16 protein-coding genes are annotated in these 17,731 nt (G+C 61.1%); 5 read left to right on the top strand and 11 right to left on the bottom strand.

Annotated features, from left to right (window positions below; all coding sequences use genetic code 11):
- Nucleotides 1–5: 5 nt before the first annotated feature.
- On the bottom strand, nucleotides 6–470 hold the full coding sequence (locus tag V2B23_RS09750; RefSeq protein ID WP_430950151.1) for a light harvesting protein subunit alpha: 465 nt from the start codon (nucleotides 468–470) through the stop codon (nucleotides 6–8).
- 167 nt (nucleotides 471–637) lie between these two features.
- Here V2B23_RS09750 and V2B23_RS09745 point away from each other — a divergent pair, with 167 nt between their 5' ends.
- Nucleotides 638–1,342: a response regulator transcription factor gene (locus V2B23_RS09745; protein WP_430950150.1), complete on the top strand. Its 705-nt coding sequence runs from the start codon at nucleotides 638–640 to the stop codon at nucleotides 1,340–1,342.
- Nucleotides 1,339–2,715, top strand: a complete 1,377-nt coding sequence (locus V2B23_RS09740; protein ID WP_430950149.1) for a sensor histidine kinase — start codon at nucleotides 1,339–1,341, stop codon at nucleotides 2,713–2,715. Before V2B23_RS09745 ends, V2B23_RS09740 begins: the two co-directional genes overlap by 4 nt.
- Here V2B23_RS09740 and V2B23_RS09735 read toward each other — a convergent pair.
- The 7 genes from V2B23_RS09735 to V2B23_RS09705 form a co-directional block, all read right to left on the bottom strand.
- Nucleotides 2,612–3,601: a TIGR03557 family F420-dependent LLM class oxidoreductase gene (locus V2B23_RS09735; protein ID WP_430950148.1), complete on the bottom strand. Its 990-nt coding sequence runs from the start codon at nucleotides 3,599–3,601 to the stop codon at nucleotides 2,612–2,614. The genes V2B23_RS09740 and V2B23_RS09735 overlap by 104 nt on opposite strands.
- A gap of 300 nt (nucleotides 3,602–3,901) precedes the next feature.
- Nucleotides 3,902–5,353 carry a catalase gene (locus V2B23_RS09730; protein ID WP_430950147.1) on the bottom strand — a complete coding sequence of 484 codons (1,452 nt, stop codon included), beginning with the start codon at nucleotides 5,351–5,353 and terminating at the stop codon, nucleotides 3,902–3,904.
- 51 nt (nucleotides 5,354–5,404) lie between these two features.
- Nucleotides 5,405–5,893, bottom strand: a complete 489-nt coding sequence (locus V2B23_RS09725; RefSeq protein ID WP_430950146.1) for a Fur family transcriptional regulator — start codon at nucleotides 5,891–5,893, stop codon at nucleotides 5,405–5,407.
- A 252-nt stretch (nucleotides 5,894–6,145) separates the two neighbouring features.
- Nucleotides 6,146–6,793: a hypothetical protein gene (locus V2B23_RS09720; protein WP_430950145.1), complete on the bottom strand. Its 648-nt coding sequence runs from the start codon at nucleotides 6,791–6,793 to the stop codon at nucleotides 6,146–6,148.
- On the bottom strand, nucleotides 6,777–8,492 hold the full coding sequence (locus tag V2B23_RS09715) for a GMC oxidoreductase (RefSeq protein ID WP_430950144.1): 1,716 nt from the start codon (nucleotides 8,490–8,492) through the stop codon (nucleotides 6,777–6,779). The genes V2B23_RS09720 and V2B23_RS09715 overlap by 17 nt, the downstream gene beginning before the upstream one ends.
- Nucleotides 8,489–9,973, bottom strand: a complete 1,485-nt coding sequence (locus tag V2B23_RS09710) for a flavin-containing monooxygenase (RefSeq protein ID WP_430950143.1) — start codon at nucleotides 9,971–9,973, stop codon at nucleotides 8,489–8,491. The genes V2B23_RS09715 and V2B23_RS09710 overlap by 4 nt, the downstream gene beginning before the upstream one ends.
- Nucleotides 9,970–10,494, bottom strand: a complete 525-nt coding sequence (locus tag V2B23_RS09705) for a TetR/AcrR family transcriptional regulator (RefSeq protein WP_239654700.1) — start codon at nucleotides 10,492–10,494, stop codon at nucleotides 9,970–9,972. Before V2B23_RS09705 ends, V2B23_RS09710 begins: the two co-directional genes overlap by 4 nt.
- A 181-nt stretch (nucleotides 10,495–10,675) precedes the next feature.
- Between V2B23_RS09705 and V2B23_RS09700 the strand changes: the two genes are divergently transcribed.
- Together V2B23_RS09700 and V2B23_RS09695 are read left to right on the top strand one after the other, a co-directional pair.
- Nucleotides 10,676–11,926 (top strand): oxygenase MpaB family protein, encoded by a 1,251-nt coding sequence (locus V2B23_RS09700; protein ID WP_430950142.1) that lies wholly within the window; start codon nucleotides 10,676–10,678, stop codon nucleotides 11,924–11,926.
- 10 nt (nucleotides 11,927–11,936) lie between these two features.
- Entirely contained in the window at nucleotides 11,937–12,992 is a 1,056-nt protein-coding gene (locus tag V2B23_RS09695) for a lipocalin-like domain-containing protein (RefSeq protein WP_430950141.1), read from the top strand.
- 33 nt (nucleotides 12,993–13,025) lie between these two features.
- Here V2B23_RS09695 and V2B23_RS09690 read toward each other — a convergent pair whose 3' ends face one another.
- Nucleotides 13,026–13,577, bottom strand: a complete 552-nt coding sequence (locus V2B23_RS09690) for a TetR/AcrR family transcriptional regulator (protein ID WP_430950140.1) — start codon at nucleotides 13,575–13,577, stop codon at nucleotides 13,026–13,028.
- 386 nt (nucleotides 13,578–13,963) lie between these two features.
- Between V2B23_RS09690 and V2B23_RS09685 the strand changes: the two genes are divergently transcribed.
- A complete protein-coding gene (locus tag V2B23_RS09685) occupies nucleotides 13,964–15,592 on the top strand; it encodes a multicopper oxidase family protein (RefSeq protein ID WP_430950139.1) in 1,629 nt (542 codons plus the stop codon).
- A 14-nt stretch (nucleotides 15,593–15,606) separates the two neighbouring features.
- Here the strand turns inward: V2B23_RS09685 and V2B23_RS09680 are convergent, their stop codons facing one another.
- Both V2B23_RS09680 and V2B23_RS09675 read right to left on the bottom strand, forming a co-directional pair.
- A complete protein-coding gene (locus tag V2B23_RS09680) occupies nucleotides 15,607–16,503 on the bottom strand; it encodes a hydroxymethylglutaryl-CoA lyase (protein WP_430950138.1) in 897 nt (298 codons plus the stop codon).
- 1 nt (nucleotide 16,504) lies between these two features.
- Nucleotides 16,505–17,719, bottom strand: a complete 1,215-nt coding sequence (locus tag V2B23_RS09675; protein ID WP_430950137.1) for a CaiB/BaiF CoA transferase family protein — start codon at nucleotides 17,717–17,719, stop codon at nucleotides 16,505–16,507.
- Nucleotides 17,720–17,731: the final 12 nt, after the last annotated feature.

Here is a 17,731-nt window from a genome sequence, read left to right as displayed (position 1 = left end):
GCGTGTCACCCCGCGGCGACAGCGCAAGACAGAGCCACCCCTTCCACCAGCGGAGCGACGCCGGCCACGTCGAGTACCTCTGCCGGAACACTCTCGATCGTCGGGGCCCACTCGACGGTCGGCAGTGACGGCATCCCCTCACGCGCAGTGAATGTCGCAGCTTCGCTCGGTACTTCAATCGTGATTGCGGCCGTTCCGGCCTCCTCCGCACGCACAACCTTGCCCTCGTCGACGAGCCTCTGCAGCTCCTCGTCGGAAATCGGTGTCACGGCACCACACATTGCGTCCGGAGCCGTCCCTGACTCGGACGGAGCGGTCACGATTGATCGCACAGCCACCGGCGATCCGTCGGCAATGGGGTTGGAAGCCCAGGCGATTCCCGGCGTCACGGCCAGGCCGAGTACCGCCACGGACGCCACCACCACACCGGTCTGCCTAGCCCGCTTGGCGTTCACAGTCAATCGCGTCATCGTTGTTCTCCTTGATCGAACGTTCTCGAATTCTCGGCGCGGTCGCATCCGAGAAACCCGAGGTTATGAAGCCAACACTGCAGATCTGTTGTCGGTTTCTTAGGAGTTGATGAGAATGCGGTGACCCTCGCTCAGCGCGAAGCCATCCACCGAAACCCGGTGGCACTATGGCTGAGGTGAGTACACGCGAGCGCATCCTGATCGTTGACGACGACGCGAAGGTACTGAATTCGCTCGAGCGTGGACTGCGACTGTCCGGCTTCGACACGGCAACAGCCGTGGACGGCCGATCTGCCCTGGCCTCGGTGAGCAAGCAGTGCCCGTCTGCCCTCGTTCTCGATGTCAACATGCCCGGCCTCGACGGTGTCGGGGTGGTGACAGCCTTGCGGGCGATCGGCAACGAGGTTCCGATTTGTGTACTCAGCGCCCGAAGTTCGGTGGGTGATCGCATTGCCGGGTTGGAGGCAGGCGCCGACGACTACCTCACCAAACCCTTCGAATTGGCGGAGCTTGTTGCCAGACTGCGCGCCTTGCTACGACGCACGACGCGAAGCGCCCCGGCCCTCGATCACCCGATCGCGGTTGGACCTCTGACGGTGGATCTCCGTGGTCATCGAGCCCATGTCGACGGCCGTCGAATCGAACTCACCAAACGAGAATTCGACCTGTTGTCCGTCCTCGCCGAGCATGCCGGCGTGGTGCTGAACCGGGCACAACTCCTGCGACTCGTGTGGGGCTACGACTTCGCTGCCGACACCAATGTCGTCGACGTCTTTGTCACCTACTTGCGCAAGAAACTCGAGTTCGACGGGGCGCCACGCGTGATCCACACCGTGCGCGGAGTCGGCTTCGTATTGCGGGCCGAACGATGAAGCGGCCGCTGTCATTGCAGACCCGGGTAGCCATCGCGTCGGGCCTTGCCGCCGGCATCGTCATTGCCGCGATCGGCATTGCGTTTGTGGTGTTCTTGCGCGTGGGCGGCTCCGAGCAACTGGAACGCACTCTCGATTCCGTCACTCTCGGCATTGCGTCGAGTTCTCCGGCCGCAATTGTGGTGGAGTCACCCACCGCAACAACGGAATCGATGGTCGCCCCCGGCTTCAATGCCACGGGCATCAGCGCATTGGCTACTACCGACGTCCGCAGTCGAGATGTTCTTCTACCGGGTGACAGCGGCGTCGCTTTGGCGGTCAGTGTTCCCGAAGATCCACTCGCGCAGGCAATTCGCCAGCAGCAATTCCAGGTTGCCGCTGCGGCAGTCATCGCTATTCTCGCCGCGGCCGGCCTCGGCTGGTTCCTCACCGGCCGAGCTGTCCGCCCCCTGCAGCAATTGACCGAGACCACCAGCTCGATCGGCAACAATCTCGACGTCGAAGGATTGTCCCTCCGCGCACCGTCTGTCCGTGGGACTCGCGAGGCCGAGGAACTGTCAGAAGCCATCCACAGCATGCTCAGTCGGATCGAAAGCGATCGAAGCCGCACCGAGCAGGCGTTGGAGTCGGCTCGCGATTTCGCACGCGTCTGCGCTCATGAACTCCGCACGCCACTGACGTCGATACGCACCGATCTGGAAGTCCTCGCGACATTGGAACTCACGGAGGATCAGCGTCGCGAGCTCGCCGGCGAGCTGTTGGCCGCTCAACGGCAGATCGAGTGCACCCTCACCGATTTGGAGACACTTGCCCTGGGCGACGTAGCCGATCCCGAGGATTGTGATGACGTCGATCTGGTCGAGGTTGCCGATCGCGCCGTCGCAGATGTCGCTCGACTGCACCCTCAGGTCGATTTTCGTCTGAGCGCACCGGACGAGCTTTCAGTCCACGCCTATCCAGCCGGAATCCGCTTGGTGTTGACCAACGCGGTCACCAACTCCGTCCGGCACGGCGACGCAGACTCGGTCGAGATCACCGTCCGAGCCGGGGTAAGCGCGGGGTCCGCCACTATCTTCATCGACGACAACGGCGCCGTGATAGCCCCGACCGAGAGGGAAGCGATGTTCGAACGCTTTGTTCGCGGAACCGGCGCAGGCGAGTCCGGGAGCGGCCTCGGACTTGCCCTCGTCGCTCAACAGGCTCAATTGCACGGAGGCAGCGCACGACTCGACGCAAGCCCCCTCGGCGGAACCCGATTGACCTTCTCTATCAACCCAATTCGACGTGCAGTGCCTCCAACAACGGTTTTGCAGCCTCGTCGAAAAAGCGGTCTTGCGTATCGCCGCCGATCTGCACCAGCGCTACATCGGTGAAGCCCGCATTCTTGTATGCCTTGACCGCTTCGACGATCGCGTCGAGATCGGGACCACACGGGATATTCTCTGCCACATCTTCTTTGCGGACGAACTGCGACGCCGCAGCAAACCCGGCCGGGGTCGGCAGCTCGGAGTTGACGGGCCAGCCGAGACCGAACCATCGGAATTGCTGATGCGCCCTGGCGATAGCGACGTCTCGATCGTCATCCCAGGAAATCGGAATCTGACCGATTGCCGTGCGCGCCGGGGGAAGTCCGAACGCGCGGCCATGAACATGCTTCCATTGATGAACGAGCCGCGGATCAGGTTGCACACCGATCAGATCGTCCGCCATCGGCCCGAATCGCTCGACGGACTTGTCACCGGACATCGCAATCGCGAGTGGGACAGGAATTTCGGGTAGGTCCCAGATGCGGGCCGACTGAACGTCGAAGTACTCGCCTTTCCAACTCACCAGATCTCCGGAGTGCAGCGCCCGAATGATGGCAACCGCTTCCTCCAGCATGTCCATCCTGGCATCGATCGACGGCCATCCGTCACCGACCACATGCTCGTTGAGACACTCGCCGGTCCCTAATCCGAGCGTGAACCGCCCGTCCGCGAGTATCTGCATCGTCGCGGCCTTCTGGGCGATCACCACCGGGTGATACCGAATACTCGGACACGTCACATACGTCATCAGATCAACCGATCCGGTGGCGTGCGCAATCGCTCCGAGAACGGACCAGGCGTACGGGGCGTGACCCTGTTCCGTCAGCCACGGCGAGTAGTGATCACTCATCACCTCGAAGTCGAACCCGGCATGCTCGGCCCGAACCGCATGTCGGACCAGATCCTTTGGCCCAGCCTGCTCCGTCATCAACGTGTAGCCGATACGCATCATGGCCGATCATCTCCTGAACCCGAGTGCCGAAAGGGCTGTGTCGCAGTGCCGGAACAGCCGCACCGACAGTCCTACGACTCGACTGCCCGCCGAAGCCTCAGTCGAAACAGTGTCGGCAAGCGCGGATCATGGAACGTACGTCGAAGTGAAGGAGAATCGTCGTGGATTTTGTCGTCGAATTCATTCTTGCAACGCTTTTCTACTGGTGGGGGCTTCTGTAAAACGAGAAAATGCGGGCCACTGCAAGGCGTTGGATTCCCTTGCAGCGGCCCGCATTTTTTTACGTGCGAAGCTCGCCCGTCACTGACCGGCGCGCACACCTTCTTCGACGCGCTTGCCCAGATCGGCGTCCACGTTCTTCCAGTACTCGAAGACGCGCAGCAGAACTGCTTCGCTTACTCCGGCGCTCGCGTGGCCGACGATGTTGCTCACGAGGCGCTCACGCGCAGCGTCGTCGAGGACCTCACGGACCAAGGTGCCGGCCTGAGTGAAATCGCCGTCCTCGGCGTGTTCGATGTATCCGGCGCGAACTGCTTCACCATCGAACGACCACAGGCCTTCGTCACCGGCAACCGACGGATCGGCGTGCGGTCCGCCATACGAGTTCGGCGCGTACACCGGCGTCGACGGCGAGTTGAAGCTGTAACGCATGGCGCCCTCCTTGGAGTAGGAGTTCACCTCGTTCTTCGGTGCGTTGACCGGCAGATCTGCGTAGTTGGTGCCGATGCGGTAACGATGTGCGTCGGCGTAGGAGAACACGCGGCCGAGGAGCATCTTGTCCGGGCTGAAACCGATGCCCGGCACCACGTTCGACGGCTCGAACGACGCCTGCTCGATCTGCGCGAAGAAGTTCTCCGGGTTGCGATTGAGAGTCCACTTGCCGACCTCGATGAGGGGGTAGTCCTTCTGGGACCACACCTTCGTGAGGTCGAACGGGTTGAAGCGGTAGCCCTCTGCCTCGTCGACCGGCATGATCTGAACGTTCATGGTCCAGCTCGGGAAGTTGCCGGCTTCGATGGCGTTGTACAGATCCGCGCGATGGTAATCGGGATCGCTGCCCGCGAGGCTGTCAGCTTCTGCCTGCGTCAGGAACTCGATGCCCTGATCGGTCTTGAAGTGGTACTTCACCCAGAAACGCTCACCGGCAGCGTTGACCCACTGGTACGTGTGCGAACCGAAACCGTCCATGTTGCGCCACGTCTTCGGAATGCCGCGATCGCCCATCAGCCATGTCACCTGGTGCGCGGTCTCGGGACTCAAAGTCCAGAAATCCCACTGCATGTCGTGATCGCGCAGACCCGAACCCGGCAGACGCTTCTGCGAACGGATGAAGTCGGGGAACTTGATGGCGTCCTTGATGAAGAACACGGGAGTGTTGTTGCCGACGAGGTCGTAGTTGCCCTCTTCGGTGTAGAACTTCATGGCAAAACCGCGCGGGTCGCGCCATGTGTCCGGAGAACCTTGCTCACCGGCAACGGTCGAGAAACGCACCAGCGACTCGGTCTTCTTGCCGAGCTGCAAGAAGTTGGCCTTGGTGTACTTGCTGACGTCGTTCGTGATGACAAGTTCACCAAAAGCGCCGCCGCCCTTGGCATGCACAATGCGCTCCGGGACGCGCTCACGGTTGAACTGGGCCAGCTTCTCGATCAGGTAGTGGTCGTGAAGCAGGACCGGTCCCTGAATACCTGCGGTCAACGACTCGTCGTCGCTGGCTACCGGAATACCGAAGTTGTTCGTGGTGGGCTTGGTCATGGCGAAGCCTCCTAAAGTCAAATGGGCTGTGCGGCAATATGGGCCGTACTGTTAGCGGGCTGCATCGTGATTCTGTGAAACCGCGTCGGAAACAACGCCCGACTCGGCAGAACTCTTCAGGCAATCGTTGCAACGGCCCCAGAACACGACCTCGGCTTCGTCGATCTCGAAGCCGTGATAGTCGGACGGTTCAAGGCAGGGAGCTTGGCCGACAACACAATCGACGTCGACGACCTTGCCGCAGCTACGACAAACGAGGTGGTGATGGTTGTCCCCGGTTCTCGTCTCGAACCGTGCGGGTGAACCCGCCGGCTCGATGCGTCGTAGCAACCCTGCGCTTACGCATGCCTTCAGCACATCGTAAACGGCCTGGGTGGATACGGATCCCAACTGTTGCCGCACCTGCGCTGCAACAGAATCTGCGTCTGAATGCGGTTGGGCTGTAACCGCATTCAGAACTGCGAGACGAGGCGCAGTGACTCGCAACCCGGCCGCACGCAGTTGCGCCCGGGGGTCGAGATCCTGCCCGTCGTCTTGCATGACTCCAGTATCCGCCTTTTCTGGAATTAGTCAAGAAAAGGGTTCCCTAACCAAATAAGTGACGCGGCTCATAACCCTGACCAGGGAACAAAACAGCTCCGACGTCCGTTGATCACTCCGTCGGCGCCCGAACAAGCCCCGGGCCCCACCCCATTGTCGCTGCGAGCGACCTACCGCCGAGAGGCGCCTGTGGGGCGTCGACACCGAAGGCCGTACAGCATTTTGCTGTACGGCCTTCAACATTTTCTCGGTCTATATCCGCTTGGCGGGGCCGGTCCTCATCCTTCCCGCCGTGATGACAATTCCGTGGTGCGAGCCTGCTACCAGCCAGTTCGGCAACGTCACCCCTTCGGATTCGACAACGACGCGCGCGTAACGGAACGTGCCGGTGAGCCGCGCCGACGCGAGAGCCAACCGCCCGCCCTCAGTGGGTTGCGCAAAGCCCAGAGCTCCCACGATGGGCAGGCGCGGCCCTTTTGCCCGCGCAGTGGTGTTGACCTGCCAACCGTCCCCCTGCGCGGCCACACTGCCCAGGACATTCCCGTCGAACTGCGCAAGAACCTTCGGTAGTTCCCAATGAGTGCGGCCACCGTGCACCGAAGATTCCGAATCCACCGCGATGAAGGGCACCGCCATCCGAGGCATCGGCCCGATCCGCCTACCCGGCGCCCGCAGCACCGGACTGGCCAGGATCTCTCGATACGGCCCCACCGGTGAGTCCAGATAATCGACCATCATCGCCAAGGTCATCGGGATAGTTCGGCCGTCCGGCCCGAGTTCGCGCGCCGCCGACGTGCTCCGATGCCACCACAACGTGGCCTGAACACGGGCCGGCCACGGCGGCGGATCGCTCGCCGGCCAGTCCGTGCGTTCGCTTGCAGATTCAGGGACGCTCCACATCGGACACCTTCTCGGTTGGGAAAATCAGGGGAAGTCGCAGAGCGCCAGGAGCATGCTCGGGCACTACCGGATCGGACGGCTGCGTCGGGACGAGCCGGACGTACGCATCACCTACAGCCGGCCGGGCGTCAGGTGTGCCGGCGTTGGGCCACAGCGCGCACGCCCGCTCAGCTTGCGCGGTGATGGTCAGCGACGGGTTCACACCAAGATTGGCGCTCACCACCGAGCCATCCATGACGTGTAACCCGTTGTGCCCGTACGCGCGCAGATAAGGATCTACCACGCCAGTCGACGGCGAATCACCTATCGCGCATCCACCGAGGAAGTGTGCCGTCATCGGAATATTCACGATTTCGGCGATGGAACCACCCGGATCACCGTCGATCTTCTGCGCAACTTTACGAATAGCAGTGTGACCTTGCGGAATCCACGTCGGTGGCGGATCACCCGGACCAGGGCGACTGGTCAGCGAACGCCCGAACCTTCTCGAATTCTTCGACAGTTCGAGCGAATTGTCGTCCGTCTGCATGACCAGCGCGATGACGGTCCGCTCGGACCAGTTCCGCACAGATAAAGACCGGGCAAAAGCGCCCGGGTGACGTGCGGCCACCGCCAGGGTCTTCAGAATTCGCGGCACCTTGCCGCCGCCGTCGCTGAGAACAGTCTGCAGGAGACCTATTGCATTGCTGCCCTTGCCGTATCGCACGGGTTCGATGTGCGTGTGATCGTCCGGATGGAATGACGACGTGATGGCAACACCCTGCGTGAAATCGCGTCGGCGGGACTTCGAGGTTGCCGCAAGCACCGCTTCGGAATTAGTGCGAACCACAGTGCCCAGTGCATTCGACAGGTGCGGCAGCGCCCCGGATTCCTTCATCCCGAGCAACAACCGCGCTGTCCCGTACGTGCCGGCGGCCACTACCACCTGGTCAGAGGTGAAAACCTGTTCGCGCTTTCGAATCCCGTCGGTCCGCCGCGCGAGAATGTGATACCCACCGCCCTTGCGCGGCCGAAGTTCCCGCACAGTGGTCAGCGGATGAACTCGCGCCCCAGCATGTTCGGCCAAGTGCAGATAGTTCTTGACCAATGTGTTCTTGGCACCGACACGGCACCCCGTCATGCAGCCACCGCATTCGGTACACCCGGTTCTCTCCGGTCCTTTGCCTCCGAAGAACGGATCGGGCACCGACACTCCGGCGTCCCCGAAGAAGACGCCCACAGGGGTAGACGTGAACGTATCGCCCACACCCATTTCTTCCGCGACTTCCTTCATCACGGCGTCGGCGGGAGTGAACGACGGGTTGGTTCGCACACCCAGCATCCGTTTTGCCTGGTCGTAGTACGGTGCCAACTCGTCATGCCAGTCGGTGATGTGCGCCCACTGCCGGTCCTCGAAGAATCGCTTGGGCGGCTGATACAGGGTGTTGGCGTAGTTGAGCGATCCGCCGCCAACTCCGGAACCTGCCATGACCAGAACATCCGGGAGCAGGTGAATGCGTTGAACCCCGTAACACCCGATCCACGGTGCCCACAGGTACTTTCGCAGACGCCAACTCGTTTCGGGGAGCTCGTCGTCGGAAAATCTGCGACCCGATTCGAGCACTCCGACGCGATAGCCCTTCTCCGTCAGGCGAAGAGCGGCGACGCTGCCGCCGAACCCCGACCCGATGACGATGACGTCGTAGTGCGTTGCCGTCATGCCTCTACACTTTCGATGTTCCGGGCAGAGTAATTCTCTCGATCGAAATTGCCCAGCAGTGAGCGGAATTTGAAAGTAAACGTCGGCCACTGCACCGAGTTACGTCCCTCCGCGTCGATGTACCAACTCGAACAGCCACCCTTGTTCCACACGGTGCGTTTCAGCTCGTGCTGAACTTCCTTGTTGTAGTGCACTTGTGCCGACTCATCGACGTCGAGTGCGTCGAGTCGCTCCCGCTTCATGGTGTTCAACGCACCGTTGACGTACTCGGCCTGGGACTCGAGCATGTACACGATCGAACTGTGTCCGAGATTGGTGTTGGGACCGTACATGAGGAACAGATTCGGGAAGCCGCTGACCGTCGTTCCCTTGTATGCGCTGGGGCTACCGTTCCAATGCTCGGCCAGCGTCGCACCCTGCTTCCCCGTTATCAGATGTGCGACAGGTGGTTCCGTCGGTGTGAATCCCGTCGCGAAAATGATGGTGTCGACTTTTCGCTCGATCCCGTGCCCGTCGACCACTCCGTCTTCGGTGACCGAGACCAGCCCACTGTCGACAAGGCTGACGTCCGCTCGATCGAGGGTTCGCAACCAGTCGTTGGACAGGAGCATTCGTTTGCAGCCGATCGTGAAATCAGGGGTTAGCTTCCGGCGCAACTCGGGGTCCTTCACCTGCCGCCGCAGATGCGCCTTTGCCACCATCTCGAAGGCCGGCAACACCCAGGTGGCATGCGACATCGCCGCACCCAAGGCTTCCCGAAAGCCGTAGACAGTCCCTCGAACAGCCTTCTGCGCCGCGGGAACCTTGGCGTACAGAGCCTTCTGAACTGAGGGAAGTGATCTGTCCGCCCGCGGAATCACCCAGGCGGGAGTTCGCTGGAACACTGTGACATGAGTTGCCTCCTCCACAATTTCGGGAACGAATTGCACCGCCGACGCACCGGTACCGATCACCGCGATGCGCTCGCCTCGCAAGTCGTGCTCGTGGTTCCACGTCGCCGAATGGAAAGTGGTCCCGGAGAACCGGTCGAGACCGGGAAAGTCGGGAACCTTGGGCGTGGACAATGCTCCGGTAGCAGCGACCAGAGCCTTGGCCGTCAGCAACCCCTGGGAAGTCTGTATGTGCCACAGCGACATTCCCTCGTCCCAGACCGCGGCTTCGAGTTCGCAGTTCAGAACCACTCGATCTCCGACGCCGGTGTCAGCGGCTACCTTCTTCAGGTAGGCATAGATTTCGGGCTGACGAGCAAAGGTGTGGCTCCAGTCAGCGCTCGGCGCAAAGGAATACGAGTACAGCGCCGTCGGCACGTCACACGCACAACCGGGGTAGGTGTTGTCTCGCCACGTGCCACCGACATCGGCGGCGCGCTCGATCAACACGACATCCGCTGCCGGGTCGTCGCGAAGCACTCTGGCCGCCAAGCCCATACCGGCGAACCCGGCGCCGACTATCAGCGTTTCTACATGTTCGGGAAGTTTCACTTGTTCTCCACTCGGGATTGCCAGGCCGGTAGCAGCCGCGCGCGCAGCGCTTCGTCGGCTTCCGGGGTACGGAACAGGGCGGACACCGCAAGCCCTCGGACAAGTTCGACAGTCAATTCGACTGCCTCGGAATCGAAGCGATCACCGAAGACTTCGGCGCTACCGAACTCGAGTGCCTCACTCACCTTGCGCTCGAGTGGCACAGTTGCCGCATGCAGTGCGGGGTCGGTACGCGCCGCCACCCACAGTTCGAGGGCTGCGTAGAAAAGTGGACCGGAAAACGCGTCGGCCAGTACCTCCAGTCCGCAGCCACTGTCCACCTCCGCGGAAAGGATTTCAGCCAGTCGTTTATCCACCAGATATTCGACGGCGGCGACGACCAGCGATTCCTTGGTCGGGAAATGATGGAGCTGAGTACCACGAGATACACCCGCTCGGCGAGCGATCTCCTGGGTGCTCGTCCGTGCGTAACCCAGTTCGACCAGCGATTCAATGGCCGCGTCGAGTAGTCGCCCTCGCATCGTCGCCGTACGTTCTGCCTGTGTACGGCTTACTTTCACATCGGAAGTGGTCTCGGTCACATAGCAACTGTAGATCGAAAATCAAAAACAGTCCAGGCTGACTTCAAAAGTTTTCGTGGTCAGTACCATACGGTAGGGTATGTTCAGGTCGGACATCTCGACTCTGCTATCAGGCGGTGACATGACAGCAAGTGATCGAACACCTACGGCATTCCTCTACTGGGAAGGCATACGCAAACCCGGAATTGCTCGCGCACGGACAATTGTCAAAAAGCTGACCGGTGGTGACATCTTCCCGACTACCGAACAGGCGCAACACTTCTGCAATGACCTTTTCACCGGAGACCCCGTCGCCGAACGGTTTGTCGAAGAGGTCCTTCACGGTGAGAACGGGCCGACGCTCGGACGGGCACTGCTCGAAACGGCCCTCACCCATGGCATCGACGCCGTGCCTGACGCTCCACAATCCATGCGCGCACTGTTCGAGGAATTCGAAACGGTGCCGGATTGGGTTGATCCAGAATTGCTTGAGCAGGGAGCCGCGATCTGGCGGCGCTGGGGCACAATGCTGTTCAGTTTCGCGGGTGCGGAAACACTGGAAATCTACACCGAATCAGCAGTTGCCACTCCACTCTCCCTCGCCGGCGGGTATGCGGGCGACAACGCACTACGACGGTTCCTCGAGACCTGTCGATTCTGGATCGACGTCTCCCAGTCGGGAGCACTGCTCCAGCCTGGATCTTCCGGTCGTGCAACGGCTCTCAAGGTTCGTGTGATGCATGTGTCCGTGCGGTCGCGAGTAGCACGCCACCCGGAATGGGACACCTCGAAGTGGGGGCTTCCGATCAGTCAGAGCTACATGCTCCTGACCTTGATTGCCGGTAGCGTCACCCCCGGCCTCGCACTGTGGACACTCGGCTACCACACCACGTCGTCCGAGATCCGGGCTCTGATCCACTTCCAGAAATACATGGGGCACCTTTTGGGGGTGCGCACCTCGTGGTATCCGGAAACCGCCACGGATTCCCTACGCGCACTGGCCATGACAATCGTGTCGCGGTCCTACGACTCCGGCAAGAACGGCAGTGAGCTGATCGAGAGCTACCCGAAGGCTTTTGCGCCACGCGACGGCCATCGCGGACTCACTCGGATACGAGAGGCGTACAACTTTCGCATCAATTCGGTGTACGCCGCGATGTTCATGGCCCCGGGTACTCGGCGCAAGTACCGGATGCCCGGTGTCATTCCGTGGATACTCATTCCCATCCTGAGATTCCCCCTCATCACCGTGATGGAATTGATCAGACGCTTTGTCCCCGGCGCCGGCGCGATCGTGGAAAAGGTGATGGTCAAGCACCGCGAAAACTGGTACCGCGCTCAAATGAAGGGCCGCGAGGCCACATTCGATGCAAGTGGCGCACTACGTCGATAGGAGTCGCTCGATGACCACCATGAATATCGTGGAAGCGTGGAACGGACCGGGACGCAAAGACGGTGAGATCACTCGAACGCACCCGAGTGACAACGGCGCGCATCCGTCAGACAACAAATTTGCTTTCGAACACTGGTACTTCGACGCTCATCTCGACAGTGGGCACATCGTTGTTGCGATGCTACAACTGCGCGAACTCGTCAATCGTAAACCCGGAATCGAAATCCATATCTACTCGCCGGACGGTACGCGCCGCGAAGTCGTCACACCGTATTCCTCCGCCGAGGTCAGTGCATCAACGGAAAAGTGTGATGTTCGGATAGGCCCGAACACCGCTGTAGCCGAATTCGATTCGGGAGACCTGCCGGTACACAGAGTGCATCTCGAAGAAGAAGACATTGTGTTCGATCTCGAATTTCGCAATGAGGTACCGAGCTGGATGCCTGGACGCGGCCAGACCACCTACGGGGACAGCGAGTTCTTCGCCTGGGTTGTCGGCGCTCCGCGTGCATCAGTGACGGGCACCGTCACTATTGGCGCCACCACACTCGATGCCCGTGGTCGTGGCTATCACGACCACAACTGGGGCGTCGGGGACATGAAGCGAATCATCGATCGCTGGTACTGGGGCCGGTTGTATGTCGACGACTTTTCACTGGTCTACGCCACCGTGCACACCCAGAAGAAATACGGCGAGCACTGGTCACTGCCGCTGATGCTGGCCCACGGCGACAGTGTCGTTCTGAGCAACGGTGAGCTGGAGATGACCGAAGGGCCAACGGTCTTCCACGACGTGGCGAATCGATCGTTTCCGTCGACACTGCGTCTGCAAATTCCGGGTTCGGTGGATCTCACGCTGACCGTGCGCGAGGTAGTTCATGCGCACGACTTCCTGGCCGACGTTCCGGTAGCCCGAACCCGACTGGTCAAGCCCCTGCTGAACCGGCTTCTCGGTCGCCCCGGATATTTTCGTTTCCGTTCCGACTTCGTTCTGAAAGTGACGATCGACGGGGAAACAATCGAGCGGACGGGATCAACTCTGCACGAGATGGTTGCACTCAAGTGAGCGAGTACGCGTTCGAGCGTCGGAGTCAGGCCATCAGATTTTTTGCGTCAGCAGCGTGAAGATCTTTCGGAGCTCGGCACTGGTGGGTGTCGGGAGACTGCCGCGGCCGTGCACAAACCCGATTCCGGCATACACCAGAGCACCTGCCCGCAGGCGCGCACCTTCGGCGTCAAAATTTAACTCCAACAGTGCTTCCTGGATGATATCGAAGATTCGTTGATCGAGCTGACGTACAGCCTCGGCTACTTTCTCGTCGCTTCGCGCCCATTCTCGTACCGCGATCTCGACGGACCAATTGCGCTCGTCGATCAGCAGTTGGGCCATCATCTCGAATCGCTGCTCCACCGGAATGGATTCGATTGCCGCGAGCCCTCGCACAGCGTCGTTCTGTGTGCCGCACCAATAGTCGGCCATCGCTTCCATCAGTGCGCCGATATCGTCGAAATGCCAGTAGAAGCTGCCTTTGGTGACTCCGAGTTCATCGCACAACGTGGAGATCTTGACCCCGGAAACCCCCTCTCGTACGAGGAGATCAAAGGCCGCATCGAGCCAACTCTCGACGCTCAGGCGGTTGGCCCGCGCCATCAGAGCGGGCCGTTCTCACGGGCGCGTTCAGTTCTCACTCCCACACCTCGATCATAGATGCCTACGATTGGTCCATCGCATCACTGCATGTCACTACGTCCGCCTTCGCAGAGCCAGTCCGCTTCCGGACAAGAGTCACGCGAGTTATGAATTCTTCTGCGCCTAACCGTATTTCATCGAGCGATAGACAAGATCGCCATCCATACCATACGGTGCGGTATGGAAGTCGATTCGCGGAGGAGGTGCGATCGGTGAGCCAAAGGTTCACGAGGCGTGCTTTGTTTCGTGCGTTCGGCCTCGCTGGAATCAGTGCGGCTTTGGTGTCGGCCACGCGTACTCCGACCCGAAGCGAACTAAACAGTCCACTGATCTTCCACTCGCCTCCCATGACGCCCTTCGTCGACGAACTCCCCCGGCCGCGTGCTATTTTCGGAGCAACTCTCTCACTCGACGCCGCTGTACAGCGTCACCAATTCCACCGAGATTTCGATGCCGTGCCTTCGCTGGGCTTCGGTGGTGACAGCTACCTGGGCCCCACCATCGAATGCCATGTCGGAGAGGCACTCACACTGAACTTCACCAACCGACTCGAACGCCATCCACTGGCAGCCGACATGGACACCAGCGTCCACGGCGTCACCGAGGATCACCGGCTGGCTCCCCCGTCGTCGCTGCATCTTCACGGCGGTGTCACACCACCGGGCAGCGACGGGCATCCGCTTTTGGCCATTGCTCCCGGACGCAGCATCACTCACCATTTTCCGAATGAACAGCACGCGGGCCATTTGTGGTACCACGATCACGCCATGGGTATCACCCGCTTGAATGTCTACGCCGGGTTGGCCGGTCAGTATTTCCTGCGCGACGAATTCGACACCGGCCGAGCGGGAAACCCACTAGGGCTACCCGCCGAAGAGTACGAGATGCCCCTGATTCTCCAGGAGAAGATCTTCACGGCCGACGGGTATCAGTCCGTTCGTTCCACTCCGATTGTCCCGCAGGGTTCCTGGGAGGGCGGCGCTGTCGGGGATGTCGGAGTGGTCAACGGCAAGGTATGGCCGCGAATGCATGTCGCACGCGGGTTGTACCGTTTCCGCATCATCAATGCCGGGTCGTACAGCGTGTGGAACCTGCACTTCAGCAACGGAATGCACTTCGCTGTTATCGGCAACGAACATGGCCTCCTCGATGCTCCGGTCCGCACAACAAGCTTTCGGCTTTCACCCGGCGAACGCATCGACGTGCTCGTGGACTTCTCCGGCTTCCGCGAAGGTGATGCCGTCGAATTGATCAACGACGAGCAACCACCCTTCCAAGCTGCAATGCTCGGCGAGGTAGTAATGCCGGTGTTCTGCCGGTTCGTCGCCGATTCCCGTCGCGGGTTCACCGGTAGTGTGCCGAATTCGCTTCGCGGCGGCGCACGGCAACCGGCGGCGCTTGCGCCGCTCGAGGTTCCCACGGTGATCCGGACCGTCACCGTCTCTCAGCCGTACGCACTTCGCCTGCCACCTGCCATCATGTCTCTCAACAATCTGCGCTTCGACAGTACCGACATCGAAATGCCCCGCCAGGGCACCGTAGAACAATGGGACATCGTCAACGTCACACCCGATCCACATCCCATCCATCTTCACCTGGTGATGTTTCGTGTTCTCGGACGCGCACCCTTGAAGACTCTCGAATATCAAGCGGCCCATCCTCAACCGCCTATCGGTTCGAAGTGGACGCCTGCCGTCGACGGATTTCTCGGGGGCCCCTTGATCGCGCCGGCGCCATGGGAGTCCGGATGGAAGGACACCGTGCGGATCGACGGTGGCACCGTCACCCGGATCATCGTCCGGTTTCCCACCGCCGAGGAACTCGGATTCGATCCGGACGCATCATTCAGCCCGGACGACCCAGTTCACACTGGCCATCACACTGCGGCACAACAGATCCAGGGTTATGTGTGGCATTGTCATATTCTCGACCACGAGGACCACGACATGATGCTCAAATATCGTACGGTCCGATAACCTCGACGCGCCCGCTACCTGATCCGGTCACCCGCCCGCAGGAGGTTGCTGGGAACGCCATGTCCCACAATTTCCTCCGCAACGCCTGCCGCGCGGATGGACGCGTCCAGATCGATGCCCGTCGAGATACCCATGTCTTCCAGCATGTAGACCAGTTCTTCGGTAGCGATGTTTCCGCTGGCGCCGGGAGCGAACGGGCAACCACCCAGCCCACCCGTCGACGCGTCGAGGTTCCGAACTCCGCGCTGCACTGCGGTCAGCGCGCAGGCAAGACCACTGCCGCGTGTGTTGTGGAAATGAGCGCCCAGGTTGAAATCGCCGACACGAGAATCAACCGCATCGATCAACCGTCCGACGCGCCCCGGAGTTGCCGTGCCGATGGTGTCCGCGATCGAGAACTGATCGGCGCCGAATTCCCTGGCCTGCTCTGCAATCCGCAATACCCGATCAGGATCGGTAGGTCCGTCGAACGGGCAGTCCCACGCCGTAGCGACGATGACCTCGACCCGGCCTCCGGCGTCGTGAACAATCTTGACTACCTCCCCGATACGCTCGGTGGCCTGCTCCGTGGTGGATCGAGTATTGGCTTCACTGTGACCGTTCGACGCCGAGACAACATATTCGACGGTTCCCATACCGGCTGCTACTGCCCGTTTTGCGCCACCGATTCCGGCGACCAACGCGGAGAACTCGACCCCTGGCCACCGATGCAGTTCTGCTGCCAGTGCTTCTGCGTCGGCTAGAGACGGCACGGCCCGCGGTGACACGAAGGACGTAGCCTCGATGCGCGGAACACCGGTTGCAACAAGAGCTTCAACAAGTCGAAGTTTCTCCGACAACGGCACCGGGGCCTCGATCTGGAGCCCGTCGCGTGGACCTACTTCACGAATGTTGACTTCGGTAATCGTCATGTCAGATCACTCCCTTCTCGAGCAAAGTTGCCTGCTCGTCATCCGAGAGTCCGAGGAGTCCACCCCAGACGGACGCGTTGTCCTGGCCCGGCGACGACGCTCCCGCATTGCGTACGGAACCTGGTGTTTCACTGAAGGTCGGCACAACACCCAAGCCCAGGACGTCCTCACCGATCCGGTCGTCGTAGTGACCGACCAGCATTCCGCGCTCGATCAATTGTGGATCCTTGACCACGTCTTCGACGGTATTGATCGGTCCGGCAACAACTCCCACCTCTGTGAGACGCTCAACCAGACTGTCGGGGTCCTGCAGCGCGACCCACGCACTGATCAATTCGTCGAGCTCGTCCTGATGTTTGCCGCGCGCAACATGATTGGAGAATCGGTCGTCCTGCGCCAGTTCGGGTCGACCCATGATGGTGCACAGACGCACGAAGAGTGTGTCCTGATTGGCCGCGATCACCACCCAGTTTCCCTCTGAGGTCTGATAGATGTTGGAGGGCGCGATCCCTTCGAGCCTGGTCCCCGAGGGTTGACGGATGATGCCGCCGCGATCGTAATCGGGAATCGTCGATTCCTGCACTGCCAGACACGATTCCGTGAGTGCAACGTCCACAACCTGGCCGCGGCCGGTTCGCTCACGGGAAAGCAGCGCCGCCAGCACGCCTTGTACGGCAAACATCCCGCCGAGCGAGTCCCCGAGCGAGAGCGCGATACGCGGCGGCGCCTGGCCGGGATAACCGTTCAGGTGCCGGAAACCGCTGACAGCTTCGGCCACCGAGGCATACCCGGCGCTCTTGGCCTTCGGCCCGGTCTGCCCGTAGCCGGATACCCTGGCCAGCACCAGTTTCGGATTGCGCTCGCTGAGCACGTCGAAGCCTAGACCCCACTTCTCGAGGGTGCCCGGGCGGAAGTTCTCGACCACGACATCCGCGTGCTCGACCAGATCCAGAAACAGTTCCCGACCCCTGTCGACCCGCAGATCCAGCGTCACGCAGCGCTTGTTGCGGGCGTGGACCGTCCAGAAAAATCGGTGACCGTCCTGCTCCGCTTGTCCCCAGGTGCGCAGCGGGTCGGGGCGATCCGGTGACTCGATCTTGATCACGTCGGCACCCATGTCGCCGAGCAGTTTCCCGGCGAAGGGTCCGGCAATCAACGTGCCGAGCTCGATCACCCGATATCCGTCCAGGGGCCCGGTGGGCGCACCTTCCGACACAGCAGCCTCCTC

The sequence above is a fragment of the Rhodococcus sp. 24CO genome, from assembly GCF_050586165.1.
Lineage (GTDB): Bacteria > Actinomycetota > Actinomycetes > Mycobacteriales > Mycobacteriaceae > Rhodococcus_F.
Note: the sequence above shows the minus strand (reverse complement) of the source record. Positions and strands in the feature narration are given on the sequence as shown.

Excerpts from the sequence above, each read along its gene's own strand:
- V2B23_RS09750 (WP_430950151.1), bottom strand. The coding sequence starts at position 470 with ATGACGCGATTGACTGTGAACGCCAAGCGGGCTAGGCAGACCGGTGTG.
- V2B23_RS09745 (WP_430950150.1), top strand. The coding sequence starts at position 638 with ATGGCTGAGGTGAGTACACGCGAGCGCATCCTGATCGTTGACGACGAC.
- V2B23_RS09740 (WP_430950149.1), top strand. The coding sequence starts at position 1,339 with ATGAAGCGGCCGCTGTCATTGCAGACCCGGGTAGCCATCGCGTCGGGC.
- V2B23_RS09735 (WP_430950148.1), bottom strand. The coding sequence starts at position 3,601 with ATGATGCGTATCGGCTACACGTTGATGACGGAGCAGGCTGGGCCAAAG.
- V2B23_RS09730 (WP_430950147.1), bottom strand. The coding sequence starts at position 5,353 with ATGACCAAGCCCACCACGAACAACTTCGGTATTCCGGTAGCCAGCGAC.
- V2B23_RS09725 (WP_430950146.1), bottom strand. The coding sequence starts at position 5,893 with ATGCAAGACGACGGGCAGGATCTCGACCCCCGGGCGCAACTGCGTGCG.
- V2B23_RS09720 (WP_430950145.1), bottom strand. The coding sequence starts at position 6,793 with ATGTGGAGCGTCCCTGAATCTGCAAGCGAACGCACGGACTGGCCGGCG.
- V2B23_RS09715 (WP_430950144.1), bottom strand. The coding sequence starts at position 8,492 with ATGACGGCAACGCACTACGACGTCATCGTCATCGGGTCGGGGTTCGGC.
- V2B23_RS09705 (WP_239654700.1), bottom strand. The coding sequence starts at position 10,494 with ATGCGAGGGCGACTACTCGACGCGGCCATTGAATCGCTGGTCGAACTG.
- V2B23_RS09700 (WP_430950142.1), top strand. The coding sequence starts at position 10,676 with ATGACAGCAAGTGATCGAACACCTACGGCATTCCTCTACTGGGAAGGC.
- V2B23_RS09695 (WP_430950141.1), top strand. The coding sequence starts at position 11,937 with ATGACCACCATGAATATCGTGGAAGCGTGGAACGGACCGGGACGCAAA.
- V2B23_RS09690 (WP_430950140.1), bottom strand. The coding sequence starts at position 13,577 with ATGGCGCGGGCCAACCGCCTGAGCGTCGAGAGTTGGCTCGATGCGGCC.
- V2B23_RS09685 (WP_430950139.1), top strand. The coding sequence starts at position 13,964 with ATGACGCCCTTCGTCGACGAACTCCCCCGGCCGCGTGCTATTTTCGGA.
- V2B23_RS09680 (WP_430950138.1), bottom strand. The coding sequence starts at position 16,503 with ATGACGATTACCGAAGTCAACATTCGTGAAGTAGGTCCACGCGACGGG.